Raw genomic sequence first — 14,772 nt, 5'->3', positions numbered from 1 at the left:
TCAGCCGCGCAGTACGGGACCCAGTGCCGAGAGCGGGATGTGCGCTACGACGGCTCCTCCGTCCATGGACCATTGCGCGGCCCCGGGCGTGAAGTCGATCGGCTCGTCGTGACCCACCGGGTAGTCGGGCAGGTAGAGAACCAATTCGTCTGGGGTTAGTGCCCAAGCCCGGTAGCCGCCGGAATAGACCTTGTCGGGTGTCCAACGGTCGGCGACGAATGGGTAGGTTCCCGGGTCGTGCGGTGGCGCGGCCGCATCGAGTGCTGCCTGGATGTAGGGCTGGCCCAGCGGGGGAATTGCGGTAAGCGGATTCGAGGTCGTCAGGTCCGCCAGCTGCACTCGCCTCCCGCCCCCCGTGTCGAAGGTGAACGTGCGATAGGCGTTGTTGGGCTTGGGGCCGTCGGCGTGGTAATCCTCGTGGAACACGGCGCTGAGCATGCTGCCGTGCCGGAACACCTGGTAGTTCTCCTCGCCGAAGCTGTCCGCGACCATCTGTGCGCCCACAGATTTCCAGTTGGTGACCAGGGTGCGCAGATAGTCGCGGACCACCGGACCTGCCGTCGCATCGTCGATGAGGTCAGCGGGCACCGCCACTTTGATATCGCGGACCGCTTTGTGTTCGGAGACCACCGAGGTATGGCAGTACTGGCCGTCCCAGTCCCCACCGAGCTCCCCGCAGAACGACGAAGCTGATGCCCGCGCCGTTGGCGGGCTGACGAACCCCGAGGTTGCTGCCGCTATGACCAGCGTCAGTGTCGTGAGCAATCGTGTGATCGGCATGGGTTGGCTCCGAACGGTTTAGAGCAGCTGGACTTTGCTGGCCAGCCAGCGTCCGTCGACCTTTTCCATGGTCATCTTGATCCGGCTGCGATCGATGCGCGGGTCCGGTACCGCCATGTTGGTCACGGTTTGGTCGACAAAGACCAGCACGACGACCTTGTTCACGGTTTCGGAGGCAACTGCGGAATCCACCACGACGCCATGGGCACTGGCCTTGTTGTCGATCAGCAACTGGCGCAGCTGAACGCTGGACTGCGTATACATGTCCTTGAATTCGCCGGTCGCCCCGTCGAGCACCTGACGGAAGTTCTGGTCGACGTTGTTGGAATCAATGCTGGTCAGCACTTGGGCGTAGGCGATGGCGGCCTGTTGAGCCTGCTGGCCCGCCAGCTTCACCTGGTGCTGCTGCCATTGCTGCCAGCCCAGGAATGCCGAAAGCGCCAGCGCACCAGCGAGCAACAGCGGCATTGCGCCGCGCCGTAGATACTGCACCCAGGAACTGCTTGGGCGCGCCGCCTTTTCGCGCTTGCCCGCCAGCAGCGTGTTGTCCTCGTCGTCGTCCGCGGACTCGGCCTCGGCGTGCTCAACCGAGTCGACTTCGATGTCTGGGGTCTGTGAGGTGTCTTCGGTGTCTTGGTCGTCCTCCGACGAGGCAGCGGGTTCCTCGGACTGGGTTTCGTCGTCTTTCTCCGTGGTAGCGACCACAATCATCTCCTTGCTTTGGACGTGGTGTCGTTCTCAGTGAGGCGGTTCGATCGGCAGCACCGGCCCCCCGTAGGGGGTGGGAATGGTGAAGCGGCCCCGCGGCGTTGGATCGGTTCGCCGGCCCAGATCTGCCCCAGGCGGTGGTCCGGCAGTATCGTCACCGCCCGGACGCGGCGCGTTCTTGGCTCCTCGAATCGAGACCGCGGGGTCGTCGTCGCGGCAGTAGGTGTACATGAACGGTTCGGGATAGCCGGCCGCCGAAGGCAGATACGACGGGGTGCCGTAGTCGCAGGTGTAGCGCGGATAGAGTTCGGCCGTCGCCCAGACGCCGTGGTCGTGGAACGCGCTTGCCAGAGCGTCCAGCACCGATCCTCGATAGTCGGGGAACAGCGCGTTGAGCGCCGGTACCCGCAGGTAGAGCAGCTGCGCGGCGGTAGCCATGCTGCCCAGTAACTGCACCATCGTGTCGGAGTTGTCGGCGAACAAGTGGTCGATGGCCGCCAGGGTGTGCGGTGTCCGCTCGGTGAGGCTCCGATACCCGCCTTGCATTCTGGCCACGCCGGCCAGGGTCCGATCCAGTGCCACGGCGGTCGCGGCCAGCCCGGCATTCTTGTCGGCTATCAGGTTCAGCACCACCCGGCTGGTCCTGATGATGCTGGTGGTTTCGGGCAACACCGAATCGAGCGTCGACAGCAGGAACGTGCCGCCATCAACAATGGCGGCAAGCTTTTTCGGCCCCGCCTGGCTCAGGCTCAGTTCCTTCTTGATCAGCTCGACCTGGTGCGGGTCGATCTGCGCGAGCAATCCGTTGGCATCACCGAGCAACTGCGCGAGGCTGACCGGGACCCTCGCCTGATCAACTCCGATCCCTGCGCCCTCGCTTAGATAGGGCCCGGTGTCGGATTCGGGTTCGAAATCGAGGAACTGCTCACCAGCCGGAGACAGCGCCGACACATGAACTGCGCTGGACGCCGGAATCTTTACCTGCGACGTGATGCTGGCGATGGCATCGACACCCGATTCGGTGAGGTGCAGCGACTCGATTCGTCCGATCCGCACACCACGCAGTGCGACGTCCTGATTGGGCAGTAGGCCACCGGATTCCGGTAGCGAGACGGTAACCCGGTAGCTCGAGGCGAACGGCGTCAGCCGCAACGCGCCGACCACCAAGTATGCGGCCGAGACGACGAGGGTGAGAACCAGCCCCGCCACTGACAGCCACGTCTGCTGACGATGTCCCGCCCGCACCACGCGGACAACGGCATTGGCGATCGGCGTGATCACGGTGGGGGTCCCGGCGGTTGGGGGGACAGGGGAGGAGCGATCTGGATTTCGCCCGGAACCTCCGGGTCGGGCATCACCGGCAGCTGCGGCGAACCCGGTCCGCGCCCGACCACTCGTTCCTGCAGCCGCCACAGGGTGTACTTCAACGAGCCGATGAACTGGTTCCAGTTGTAGCGGTGCGGTCCGTGCAATCCGACGTCGCCGGGGAAGCCGATGTCGGGTATCGATCCGAGCACCAACCGGTCCACGCTGGCGCGCACCGAAAGTGCGCCCCCAGCAGTGGATTTAACCATCGGCGGGATCATCCGGTTCAAGGCCAGCCAGCTGGTGTCGGGGCTGACCGCGATGTCGTTGGCGGCCCCGGCAATCGTGTTGAGGTCTCGGATCATGCTGCGGCCGCTGGTGTCGGTTCCGCCCAATGCTGGGAACCTGGCCAGCAGGCGGGTGGTGTCGCCGACCTGGACGACCAGGTTGGACAGCTCCCTAGTGTTGGCGGCCAGGGCGTCGGCGGCAGGCTCGGCGGCGGCCATCAACTCGGTGACGGCCTGGTTCTTGGCATCGAGTTGTTCCGCCAGGCTGGCTAATTCGCTCAAGCCCGTCGAGATCTGCTCAGACCGCGAGTCCAGCGTGGCCAGCAGCCGGTTGGACTTGCGAATGAGATTTCCGAATGCCTGGCCCTGGTCGCCCGTGGCGTTGCCGAAGCCGTTGATCATGTTGGTGAAATTGCGTATTGCTCCGCCGTTGACCAGGATTGCCGCAGAGCTCAGCACCGATTCCACGGTTGCGGCCGCCGTCGTGGAATCCAACCCGATGGTGTCGCCGTCCTTCAACATCGCCGCCTCGGTACCGGCTCCCGCGGGTGGGCGCAACGCCACGAACACGTCACCGAGCGGGGTGGCGGTCCGCAACTCCGCCGTGCTGCCCCGAGGCAGCCGAACGTCATCGGTAATGCGCAGCCTCGTCACCGCCGTGTAGTTGCGCGCGACCATTGACTCGACCTGTCCGACGTCGGCGCCGGCGAGCTTGACCTTCGCGTTCATCGGCAGGTTGAGCGCGTCGGCGAACACTGCGGTCAGCGTGTAACCCCCGGAGCCCAGTGTCGGAGCCGGAAGAGGAAGGCTATCAAGGCCGTTAGCGGCACATCCGGAGCTGAGCAGCGTGGTCATCGCGATCGCGGCGGCGGCTTTCCCGAACCCGCTCATCACTTCTGCCCCATGGCGGCCATGCCGTCCAGCACGAAGGTCAGGCCGAAGTCGGGCCCGAAATCCTGCAGGGTCCCGGTGCTGCATCCCAGCTGCCTCAAGCCCATCATGTTGCAGACCTCTTTGGTCAGCTGGCTGTCGAATATCATTCTGTCGGTGAGGAAGTGAGCTCGAACGGCACCGTTGGCCCGGTCGATGGCGTTGTACCCGTTGTCGGCCACCAGCGGCGCGAGATCAAGTATTTCCGCGAGATCCCGCTGCTGGTCGCTGACCGTCTGCAATGTGGTGTTGCCGTTGAGAACTGTCTGTCGGATCGCCTCGCGGTTGGCGTCGAGCAGGTCACCGGCACGCTGCACCAGTTGATCGAGCCGCTTGCCGGTGTTGCCGCCGCCGATATCCTCGTCGGCCAGAATCTGGCTGACCTGATGGATCGTCGAGGCAAACTCCCGGAGCTTTGCGTCGTTGGCTGCTGCGGCGTCGAACAAGGAGCTGACGTTTCTGATGATCGTCGTGATCTGTTCGCGGGTCTGGGCGCCGCCGTCGCTGCTGAGCCGGAGCGCCCGCGACAGGGCGTCAAGGGCTCCCTTGATCTTGGCGCCGTTCCCGTCGACGATCTCGGTGCCCCCGCTCAGCACATCGGCGACGGGACCACCGCCGTGACCATCGCCTTGCAGCGACTTGGTCACCTTGTCGAGAACGCTGAGCACCCGACTGAATTCGACGGGAGTCTTGGTGCGGGTCAAGCCGATGGTGTCGTGGCTTTGCAGCACCGGGCCACCCCGATAGGGCGGCGTGAGCTCGATCTGCCGGTCGGTGAGGATGGAGGTCGACACCGTGACGGCTTGGGCGTCGGCGGGAATCTTGACCTTGCGATCGATGGTGAATTCGACTTCGACGTAGCCGCCTTTGGGCCTGATCTTGGTGACCTGGCCGACCGGCATACCCAAGACAGCCACCACGTTGCCCTCATACAGCCCCGAGGCGCTGTCGAACTGGGCTGTCACGGTCATCGGGTCATCATCCGCACCCATCCGCCACCACCCGGCACCGGCCAGCGCGACCACCGCCAGCACGGCGGCGACGACGGCGAGGATCTTGACCTTGCTGGTTGTCATTTGCAGTCCTTGAAATAGGGAATCATCCCGAACTGCTCGGCGCGGCCGCTGATGGCACACATCCATGAATCCACCAGCAGCAGGCCATTGGGTGCGTTGAAGTTGACGGCGTTGCCATCGCCGGTGATGTTGGTCGCCTCGCGGAAGAAGATCGGGCTGATCTGCAGCAGATTGCTCAACAGGTCGTCGTGTTGTGCCAACAGGCCGGTGAACTCGCGCATGTCTTTCAGCAGCGCATCCACGCCCGGGCGGTCGCCGATGATCTGGCGCAAGGTGCCGACGAAGCTGTCGAGGGATCGCATCATCGCGTGGAAGACGGCGCGCCGCGCGACGAACTGGCCCATCAGGTCCTGTCCCTGGTTGACCAGGCCGCCGATGGTGGAAAGCTGCCGACGCAAGGTATTGGTGACCTGCTCGGTGCTCTCGAGCAGCTGGCCCAATTGATCGCGGCGGGTGGCGATGATCGAGGACAGCGAGTCGATGTTGGCCACCGCCTGCGGCACCACCGGGGGTAGCTTGTCGAGCTGCCTGCCCAGCACGGTAAGCGACTGCGCGAATCGGTCCGAGTCGACCTGCTCGAAAGTTGTTGTCGCGTCTTTCAACGCGGCCTGCAGATCGTAGGGAACCGCGGTGTGTGCCAAGTCGAAGGTGTTGTCGGGAAGCGACGCCGCGCCGTCGGGCTCGATGGCCAGATAGCGGGATCCGAGAATGGTGGTGACTCTGATGGTGGCCGTGGAGTCCTTGCCCAGCACCACGTCATCGCGGATCCGCAGACCCGCCTCGACGTGATCACCGACGAGCCTCATGCTGGTGACGGTGCCGACCGGGATGCCCGCGATGGCGATCGGGTTACCGGCTCGCAGCGCAGCCGCCTGCAGAAACTCCGCCGTATAGCGCCGATATCCGGCTCCGACCAGATGCACCACCAGCATGGCCGCGATCACCACCGCGACCACCGCGACGGCGGCAAACCCCAGCCAGGTCTTGTTGTAGCTCTCCAGCGGGCGCCTCTGCAACGCGGAAAGCCGTTGGCGCAGCGATGAATCAGCCATCAGCCATGCTCCGGCATCGCGGCGTGTGCCGGGCTTGGTTCCCCGGGGTCGCGGCGTTGACGATGATCGGCATGACGTCGTTGAGGCCGGGGAAGAATCCGAAGGCGTTGATGTCGCATACGTATGCGTTGCCGTAGGCGCCCCGGTTGCCTACGCGGGTTAGTCCTTTCAACAGCAGCGGAATGTTGTCGCCGAAGAATGCCACCTGGGGCTCGACGCTGAGAATATGGCGGATGGCGCCGGGCTGGCGGTCGATGAACTCACGCAGTTGCGGGTATACGTCGTTGGCGGAGGCGGATAGTCGCTCTAGTACCCGGGCCAGGGAGCCGATTGAGGAAACCAGCTCTGGACGGCGCTGGTCGAGGGTGGACACCACCTCCCGGGTATCGGTGATCACGCCGTCGAGGTTGTCGTTCTGCTGAGCCAGGTTGTAGATCACCTTGTTCAGGTTGGTGATCACATCGCCAAGCGCCTGGTCGCGGCCGGCGAATGTCTCGGTGAGCGTGGATGTCTGGCTGACCAATGTGGCCAGCGAGGAGGTGTCGCCCTGCAGCGACTCGATGATGCCCTTGGTGAGGTTGTCGGCGTCACGTGGGTTCAACAGGCTGAACAGCGGCTCGTAACCGTTGAGCAGCGCCGTGACGTCGAAGGATGGTTCGGTGCGCTGCACGGGGATGACACTGCCCGGCGCGAGCTGATCCGGACTGCCCTTCTTGCCCAACGACAGCCCGAGGTAACGTTGCCCGACGATGTTCTGGTAGGTCACCGAGGCGACCGTGTTGCCGAAGAGTCGTTGCTCGTTTTGTACAACGAACCGTACCTTCGCCAGTTTCCCTTCAAGGTCGATCTTTTCGACTCGGCCGACCCGAACGCCGGCCATGCGGACGTCGTCGCCTTCACGCAGCCCGTACACGTCGGTGAACACCGCCGCATACGCCACGGTCTTTCCGGCGACTTCACGTCGCAGGCTGACATAGACCATCCAGGTGAGTGCCACCGCAACGACCATGAATAGGGAAAGCCCGATGAGCGGACCGCGAAACTTCATCGTGGCTCCCCACCCGCACCCGAATTACGTAGCGACACAACCGTCCCACGGGCGAGCGGTCCCAGCAGCAATTCGGTGGCGACGGTGGCGGGCCGGCCAGTGATCAGGGCGAGTGCGTCGCGCTCCTGGCGGCTGCCGACGGGACCGACGTTGCCGCCGAATGCCGACGGCGCAGCGGGCCCTGGTGGCGCGGGTGGCGCATCGTCAGGGTCCCCGGTCCCCGGCACCCGCGGCGATGGAGTCAACCATGTGGGCAACGGTGGATTGGGATCGGTCAGATTGGGGCTCGGGTTGATCAGCGGCGGGCCGAGGGCCACCAGGTTGCCGTCTGGCCCGACGGCGGTCCCCGGCGGCGGTGCCAGATCTTTGGGTGGTTGATAGTTCTGCGGCAGCAGCACTTCCGGTAGATCGGGCCGGACCGGAACCAGCGGCGCCGTGAAGCAGCTGGGCCCCTTGAGTTCGCCGTAGCGCGGGCAGTCCGCGCGCGTGTATGAGTGGCTGGGCGTGAACGACAGGTTCACCCGCATGTTTCCGGTGTTGTTCTCGGGCATCCAGACTTCGTCCATGAACTTGGTGGCCAGGTTGTCCAGTTTGATGACCGCGGGCAGAAAATTGTCGGACTCCTGCGCCAGCACGCCCAGCACCGGAGTGAAGTCGGTGGTGATCTGGATCAGCTGATCGATGTGGTTGCCCAACGATTGCTGCGCGGTCCCGATGGTGTGGTCGGCGCCGGCGAGCAGGGCGGCGAGCTGTGCACGGGTCTCGGCGAACGTCTTCATCGGCTCCACGGCCTGGTGCAACGCCTCGACGAGTTCGGGTGCGCTGGCCTGCAATCCACGGGTCGCGTCGATGAGCGCGGCGACCGTTGAGGGTTCCGAATCGGTGGCGACGATCGAATTGACTTGATCGAGAAGGCGATTGAGCTGAGCTCCACCGCTGAGTAAGGCCGCACGGCGGTGGTCGGTGGCGGCCGCGATCGCAGCGAGGATTCCCAGCGAGTTATCCTCACGACCGCGTCCGGCCGCAGCGAGCAGATCGCGCAGCTTACTGACGGTGGTTTGAAAAAGTACCGTGGGTAGCCGGCTGTCTTCGGGGATGTGCGCCCCGGTCCGGATGGCAGGTTGGTGACCACGCGGTGCGGGGACATCGATCAGCTGCACCGACGACACGGCGAAAACGCTACTGGGCACGACGCGAGCGGTTACCGCCGCCGGAATCGATGCGGCGTAATCGGGTTTGAGATTGATGTGGACGTAGTTGGGACGCCCGTTGGCCGCCGGAGCCACGTCGTCCACCATGCCCACCAGCACGCCGTGATACTTGACGTCAGATCTCTTGGGCAGGCCGTCGCCCACGTTGCGCAGGTCCGCGGTTACGCGCACGTAGTCGTTGAGCCGGCCGGTCGATTTGACCAGCAGCGCAATAGTCAGCACCGCCGCCAGCAGCACAACCACCAGTCCGATGCCGATCAGCTGGCGATCCGACGGGCCACGCCCGTCGGACTCAATGGAATTGGGCATCTGTCATCAACCTGACCATCTACCTAGCCGCCGAACCGTGCCCCGGAGTCGACGCCCCACAGTGCCATGGTGATCAGCATGTTCACCATGATCACGACGGTGATGCTGGCCCGCATGCCGTGTCCCGCGGCAACACCGACCCCCTCGGGGCCGCCGCTGGCGTAGAAGCCGTAGTAGCACTGGATAGTGGAGGCGATCCACACGAAGATGACGGTCTTGAGCAACGAATAGAAGATGTCCTGACCGGCCAGCATCAGCGAGAAGTAGTGCAAATAGGAGCCGGTGGAGCTCCCGCTGCTGATGCCGACCACCACTTGGGTGGTCAGGTAGCCGATGGCCAGACAAGCGGCATAAAGCGGGATCATCGCGACGATCGAGGCAACCAGGCGAGTCGTCACCAAGAACGGGATCGGGCGGATCGCAATCGATTCCATCGCGTCGATCTCTTCGGCGATGCGCATCGAACCCAGCTGTGCGGTGAACCGGCAGCCGGCTTGCATCGCAAACGCCAGTGACGCCATCAGGGGAGCCAGCTCGCGGGTGTTGACCAACGATGAGATCAAGCCGGTTGCGGGGCCCAGGCCAAGCAGATCGAGGAAGTTGTAACCCTCGATGCCCAGCAGCGCGCCAACGGTCATGCCGAGCACCACCGCCACCCCGGCGGTACCGCCCCCCACCACAATCGAGCCGTTGCCCCAGGTGATGTTGGACAACAGCCGCAGAAACTCGCCGCGGTATTGGCGCACCGCGATCGGCACTCCGGCCAGTGCCCGGAAGAAGAAGACCAGCATGTGGCCCAGCCGAATGATCGGCTTGGTGGTCCTGCGGTAGAGCCGAACCACCTGCTCGGTGATGGGCGCTAGCGGCCGGTAGGCGGAAACCGTCATGTCACAGCCCCGTCCGGGGAGCCAGCATGACGTGCAACTGGCTGATCGAGACGTTGACGATCATCAGCACCAGGATCGACTCGACGACCGCCGCGTTCACCGAGTTCGCCACGCCCGTCGGCCCGCCCTTGGTGGACAGGCCCTTCTGGGCCGATACGACCGCCACGATGGCGCCGAAGATGACGGCCTTGAACAGCGCCAGAAACATGTCGTCGGTCGTCGCGAAAGACGCGAACGTTGCCACGAAGCTGCCCGGTGCCCCGTTCTGGAAGTACACGTTGAACATGTAGCTGGCGAAAAAGCCGACGAAGCACACGACACCGGTCAGCGCGACACCGATCATGATCGCGGCGGCAAAGCGCGGCACCACCAGGCGCCGGATCACCGATACGCCCATGACTTCCATGGCGTCGGTCTCTTCGCGCATCGTTCGCGAACCTAGGTCGGCGGTGATGGCCGATCCGACAGCCGACGCCATCAGGACGGCCGCCACCAGCGAGGCTCCTTGCCGGATGACCGCCAGGCCGCTGGCGGCTCCGGCTAGGGAGGTTGCCCCGACCTGGCCGGCGAGCAGCGCGAACTGAATCGACAACGTGACGCTGATCGGCAGCGAAACCAGGATCGTCGGCAGCACCGCGGTCCCTGCCATGAAGGCGCCTTGGCGGACGAACTCTTGCCACTGGAAGCGGCCGGTGACCAGATCGACGAAGAAGTATTGGATGGTGCGCACCCCGAGGACGAACTGTTGACCGACGGTGGTGAGTGCGGCTAGTGGGTGGCGCCTAACGTAGCCGGCGGCCCAGTCACCGATGGCGGCAACGCCGTCGTCATTGCGTGAACCGAGCAGTGCGGGCTCGGGTTGGGTGGTCATCGCGGTGCAACCAACGGCGTCGTGAGCAAACCCAAGCCGCGCCTCATCGCGTGCTAGCGCCCGACTCCATTGGCGCCCTCCCCACCGCTTTTGTCCTACATCGTCCAGCAGAAGTTATCGGGCGCCATGGAGCGAGTCTTGCCTTGGGTTGCGCGCTCGGGTTCCGCGACTCTGCAGCTCAGTACGGTATGCGGTAACACGCTAGCCTAGTCGATAGGCACTTTCAATAGTGTAGAAACGTTCATCCGCGATGATCTACCATCAGCGCGGAAGGCATAATCGCCTTGCTGTTCCGGGATGGCGTCCGAGGGTGATGGTATGAACCCAGCAAACATTGGTTCGCTGCGAGACCGGCGGCGCGCCGAGTTGTTTTCGCTGATTCAGCAGACCGCCCACCGACTCTTTGCCGAGCGTGGATTCGATGCGGTGACGACCGAAGACATTGCCGCGGCGGCTGGAGTCTCCATCAGCACCTACTTTCGGCACGCCCCCACCAAGGAGGGACTGCTGGTCGATCCGGTCCGGCAGGCCATCACCGAGATCGTCAGCTCCTACCGCAGCTGGCCCGCGGATGAATCCGCGGTCGAGGCTTTGATCGCGTTGTTCGTCAGCTACGCCAGGGACGCCGGTGATCTCAAACTGGATACCTGGCGCCGGGCGATCGCGACCGCTCCCTACCTGTTGAGCAAGTCGGCTTTGGTGAGCGAAGACGACCAGCACCAGTTCATCGAGCACGTCGCTTCCCGAATGGGAGTCGACGCGCGCATCGACATTCGACCGGCATTGCTGGTCCACACCAGCCTGGGCACAGTGAAATTCGTATTCGATCGCTGGCTGAGCACGGATCCGCCGTCCAGCCCGATCTTTCACGTCCAGATGGACCAAGCGTTGCGGATCGCGCTCGCCGGATTCCGGTAATACGATCAGGCATCTCCCGTCGGGTCGCGAAGCGGAGCCCAACTTCGTGGTACGCCAAGATATTTGGGTGCGTCCAAGCGGGAGCGGCTCAAACCCCCGCGCCAGTGCGTGCAGCTTTGAAAGGATGAGGCCGTGCATCCACCACCGCAGGCATCACTGCACCCGTTGACGACCCCCCGAGCCGCGGCGCTGGCCGGAGTGGTCTTTGCGCTGTTGTTCGGCGCCGTCATCATCCTGATTCGCACCAGAATGCCTGAGGGAGAGGGGGATACCGCGGGCTGGCTCAACAACGAGCACGGCGGGATCGCGACCGCTGCCGTGCTGATGCCGTTTGCGGGGATCAGCTTCTTGTGGTTCATCGGGGTGGTGCGTGATGGCTTCGGCCGCTATGAGGACCGGTTTTTCGCGACGGTGTTTCTGGGCAGCGGCTTGCTGTTCTTGGCGATGATCTTCGTCATGACGGCGGCGTCGGCCGGGCTGGTGGCCAGCAATGCCAATGTCGTCGACCCGGCCGCGCATGCCGAGGTGGTCAGGTTTGGCAAGGCGGTGGTGCTGACTGCCAGCAAGACCTACGCGCTGCGGATGGCGGCGGTGTTCATGATCTCGCTGGCGACGATCTGGCTGCGGACCGGCTTGATGCCGCGCTGGCTGGCCGGAATCAGTTACCTGGCCGCCGCGGCCCTGTTGACCGTCAGTGACGTCAGCATGTGGGTGACGCTGATGTTTCCCGCGTGGGTGCTGCTGGTCAGCGGCCTGATCTTGGCCAGATCGCAACGAATCCACGAGATGCGCGCAGACACCCAAACCGGCTCCGGGTCTCCAACGGCGTCATGAGGGCGTCTCGAGGGCCATCCAAAACAAAAGGTCAGAGGGCGGGAAACGCCCTCTGACCAGTGGGGTGAGTGACGGGACTCGAACCCGCGACCCCCAGGATCACAACCTGGTGCTCTACCAACTGAACTACACTCACCATGGCCGTCGCCCGCCCCCAACGGGGACTAACCAACGGCGACGTCGATACTAGCCGCTCGGACGCTCCTGGGCCGAATCGGTTGTCTCCGGTGCGTCGTCCGCGCCCTGAAGATCGGCGACTACCGCGGTGATTTCGCTGGTAGTGGGCCCCGGCTGGGGTACGAATGCGGTACGCCGGTAATACTGCAGCTCCCGGATGGATTCGTGGATGTCGGCTAGCGCCCGGTGCGCCAGCCCTTTGGGCGGCTGTCCGAAGTAGATACGCGGATACCAGCGCCGGCACAGTTCCTTGATGGAGCTGACATCGATCATCCGGTAGTGCAGAAATGCGTCCAGCGCCGGCATGTCGCGGGCGATGAACGAGCGGTCGGTGGCGATCGAGTTCCCGGCCAGGGGCGCTGTCTTGGGTTGCTTCACATGTTCACCGATGTAGTCGAGCACCATCGCCTCGGCGGTGGCCATGTCGACCGTGGATGCCCGCACCTCTTCGGTCAGCCCGGAGCGCGAGTGCATGTCGGCGACCACGTCGACCATCGAGGACAACGCGGCGTCGTCGGCGTGGATCACTACGTCCACGCCGTCTCCCAGGATGTTTAGGTCGGCATCGGTGACCAGTGCGGCGATCTCGATCAACTTGTCCGACCCAAGATCCAGTCCGGTCATTTCACAGTCGATCCATACCAATTCCTCACGCACAGCGCTCAGACTAAGGCCCACGCCCGGCTCGCACCCCGCCTGCCCCCGGCAAAGTAGTGTGATGCTTTCCCCAACTGCACGCCGGAACCACTGGGAAAAGGGGGCGCGGCAACGATGAGTACCGATGGGCCCGACGGGCAGGTGGGGCCGGCGCAGCGGATCGCAGCCGGCTACGACGTGGACGGTCAAGCGCTTCAGCTGGGCAGCGTCGTGATCGATGGCGAGGCGGACCCAGCTGCACAGATTCGCATTCCGCTGGCCACTGTCAACCGGCACGGTCTGGTAGCTGGGGCCACCGGTACCGGAAAAACCAAGACGCTGCAGCTGATCGCCGAGCAACTCAGCGCGGCAGGGGTGTCCGTGCTGATGGCCGACGTGAAGGGAGACCTGTCCGGCCTGTCTCGAGCCGGGCAGACCGATGACAAGCTGGCGGCGCGGGCCGAAGAGACCGGGGATGCGTGGACGCCCACCGCATTTCCGGTGGAGTTCCTGTCGCTGGGTGCCGGCGGGGTGGGCGTTCCGGTGCGCGCCACCATTTCCAGCTTCGGCCCGATCCTGCTGGCAAAGGTGTTGGGACTTAACGCCACCCAGGAATCGACGCTTGGACTGATCTTTCACTGGGCCGACCAGCGGGAACTTCCGCTGCTGGACCTCAAAGACCTGCGTGCGGTCATCACGCATCTGATCAGTGATGAGGGCAAGGCCGAGCTGAAATCTCTTGGCGCGGTATCTCCGACGACGGCCGGCGTCATTCTTCGGGCGTTGGTCAACCTGGAGGCCGAAGGCGCCGACAGCTTCTTCGGCGAGCCGGAACTCAGACCCGATGACCTGCTTCGTGTCGACGGCCAGGGCCGGGGCATCATCTCTCTGCTCGAGCTGGGGAGTCAGTCCCTGCGCCCGGTGTTGTTCTCCACCTTCCTGATGTGGGTGCTGGCCGACCTGTTCACCTATCTGCCCGAGGTGGGGGATCTGGACAAGCCGAAGCTGGTGTTCTTCTTCGACGAGGCGCACTTGCTGTTCAGCGACGCCTCCAAAGCCTTCCTGGAGCAGGTCGAGCAAACCGTCAAGCTGATTCGCTCCAAGGGCGTCGGGGTGTTCTTTTGCACCCAATTGCCGACCGACCTGCCCAAGGACGTGCTGTCCCAGCTCGGCGCCCGGGTTCAGCACGCGTTGCGGGCATTCACCCCCGACGATCACAAGGCGCTGACCAAGACCGTACGCACCTACCCGAAAACCGATGTCTATGACCTGGAGTCCGCGCTGACCTCGCTGGGAATCGGCGAGGCCGTCGTCACGGTGCTCTCCGAAAAGGGGGTGCCGACGCCGGTGGCGTGGACCCGCATGCGCGCGCCGCGGTCGCTGATGGGTGCTATCGGCTCCGAGGCGATCCGCGCTGTGGCCCAGGCCAGCCCACTGCAGGCCGTCTACGGCCAGACCATCGACCGGGAATCGGCCCACGAGATATTGAGCGCCAAGTACGCGCCGGCGACCGAGGCGGCGGAGCCACCCACAACGGCGCCTCAGCCCCCACGAGGAAAATACGACCCGCTGCCCTGGCCGCAGGACTTCGACTTGCCGCCGATGCCGACGCCCGTGGAGCCGCAGGGACCTCCGTTGTGGGAAGAAGTGCTCAAGAATCCCACCGTGAAGAGCGCGATCAACACCGCCGCACGAGAGTTCACCCGCAGCATCTTCGGTACCGGGCGGCGGCGGCGCAAGTAA

14 protein-coding genes and 1 tRNA gene are annotated in these 14,772 nt (G+C 64.4%); 3 read left to right on the top strand and 12 right to left on the bottom strand.

Features of this window, described 5'->3' with window-relative positions:
- Genes CCUG20998_RS19110 through CCUG20998_RS19065 form a run of 10 tightly spaced genes read right to left on the bottom strand, consistent with a single transcriptional unit; the run spans position 1 to position 10,464 of the window.
- Positions 1 to 780: a mannan-binding family protein gene (locus CCUG20998_RS19110; protein WP_020730170.1), complete on the bottom strand. Its 780-nt coding sequence runs from the start codon at positions 778 to 780 to the stop codon at positions 1 to 3.
- 18 nt (positions 781 to 798) lie between these two features.
- Positions 799 to 1,491 (bottom strand): tetratricopeptide repeat protein, encoded by a 693-nt coding sequence (locus tag CCUG20998_RS19105; RefSeq protein ID WP_036456223.1) that lies wholly within the window; start codon positions 1,489 to 1,491, stop codon positions 799 to 801.
- Positions 1,492 to 1,518: 27 nt separating this feature from the next.
- The gene (locus tag CCUG20998_RS19100) at positions 1,519 to 2,769 is read right to left on the bottom strand and encodes an MlaD family protein (protein ID WP_020730172.1); all 1,251 of its coding nucleotides are present in this window, start codon (positions 2,767 to 2,769) and stop codon (positions 1,519 to 1,521) included.
- Positions 2,766 to 3,971, bottom strand: coding sequence for an MlaD family protein (locus CCUG20998_RS19095; protein WP_103653827.1), 1,206 nt, complete (start codon positions 3,969 to 3,971; stop codon positions 2,766 to 2,768). The genes CCUG20998_RS19100 and CCUG20998_RS19095 overlap by 4 nt, the downstream gene beginning before the upstream one ends.
- Positions 3,971 to 5,086: an MCE family protein gene (locus CCUG20998_RS19090; protein WP_012395466.1), complete on the bottom strand. Its 1,116-nt coding sequence runs from the start codon at positions 5,084 to 5,086 to the stop codon at positions 3,971 to 3,973. Before CCUG20998_RS19090 ends, CCUG20998_RS19095 begins: the two co-directional genes overlap by 1 nt.
- A complete protein-coding gene (locus CCUG20998_RS19085; RefSeq protein WP_020730174.1) occupies positions 5,083 to 6,138 on the bottom strand; it encodes an MCE family protein in 1,056 nt (351 codons plus the stop codon). The genes CCUG20998_RS19090 and CCUG20998_RS19085 overlap by 4 nt, the downstream gene beginning before the upstream one ends.
- Positions 6,131 to 7,186: an MlaD family protein gene (locus tag CCUG20998_RS19080; RefSeq protein WP_020730175.1), complete on the bottom strand. Its 1,056-nt coding sequence runs from the start codon at positions 7,184 to 7,186 to the stop codon at positions 6,131 to 6,133. Before CCUG20998_RS19080 ends, CCUG20998_RS19085 begins: the two co-directional genes overlap by 8 nt.
- Positions 7,183 to 8,706 carry an MlaD family protein gene (locus tag CCUG20998_RS19075; RefSeq protein WP_020730176.1) on the bottom strand — a complete coding sequence of 508 codons (1,524 nt, stop codon included), beginning with the start codon at positions 8,704 to 8,706 and terminating at the stop codon, positions 7,183 to 7,185. The genes CCUG20998_RS19080 and CCUG20998_RS19075 overlap by 4 nt, the downstream gene beginning before the upstream one ends.
- 23 nt (positions 8,707 to 8,729) lie before the next feature.
- On the bottom strand, positions 8,730 to 9,593 hold the full coding sequence (locus CCUG20998_RS19070) for an MlaE family ABC transporter permease (protein WP_020730177.1): 864 nt from the start codon (positions 9,591 to 9,593) through the stop codon (positions 8,730 to 8,732).
- Between the two features lies 1 nt (position 9,594).
- Positions 9,595 to 10,464 carry an MlaE family ABC transporter permease gene (locus tag CCUG20998_RS19065; RefSeq protein ID WP_020730178.1) on the bottom strand — a complete coding sequence of 290 codons (870 nt, stop codon included), beginning with the start codon at positions 10,462 to 10,464 and terminating at the stop codon, positions 9,595 to 9,597.
- A 318-nt stretch (positions 10,465 to 10,782) separates the two neighbouring features.
- Between CCUG20998_RS19065 and CCUG20998_RS19060 the strand changes: the two genes are divergently transcribed.
- On the top strand, positions 10,783 to 11,382 hold the full coding sequence (locus tag CCUG20998_RS19060) for a TetR/AcrR family transcriptional regulator (protein WP_020730179.1): 600 nt from the start codon (positions 10,783 to 10,785) through the stop codon (positions 11,380 to 11,382).
- 132 nt (positions 11,383 to 11,514) lie between these two features.
- Positions 11,515 to 12,216, top strand: a complete 702-nt coding sequence (locus CCUG20998_RS19055; protein ID WP_020730180.1) for a hypothetical protein — start codon at positions 11,515 to 11,517, stop codon at positions 12,214 to 12,216.
- A gap of 60 nt (positions 12,217 to 12,276) precedes the next feature.
- Here the strand turns inward: CCUG20998_RS19055 and CCUG20998_RS19050 are convergent.
- Positions 12,277 to 12,352: transfer RNA gene (locus CCUG20998_RS19050), tRNA-His, on the bottom strand.
- Between the two features lie 50 nt (positions 12,353 to 12,402).
- Entirely contained in the window at positions 12,403 to 13,050 is a 648-nt protein-coding gene (gene orn / locus CCUG20998_RS19045) for an oligoribonuclease (protein WP_020730181.1), read from the bottom strand.
- 114 nt (positions 13,051 to 13,164) lie between these two features.
- Between orn and CCUG20998_RS19040 the strand changes: the two genes are divergently transcribed.
- On the top strand, positions 13,165 to 14,772 hold the full coding sequence (locus tag CCUG20998_RS19040; protein ID WP_020730182.1) for a helicase HerA-like domain-containing protein: 1,608 nt from the start codon (positions 13,165 to 13,167) through the stop codon (positions 14,770 to 14,772).

The sequence above is a fragment of the Mycobacterium marinum genome (assembly GCF_003391395.1).
GTDB lineage: Bacteria > Actinomycetota > Actinomycetes > Mycobacteriales > Mycobacteriaceae > Mycobacterium > Mycobacterium marinum.
The sequence above is the reverse complement of the archived record's forward strand: the minus strand, read 5'-3'. Positions and strand labels throughout refer to the sequence as shown.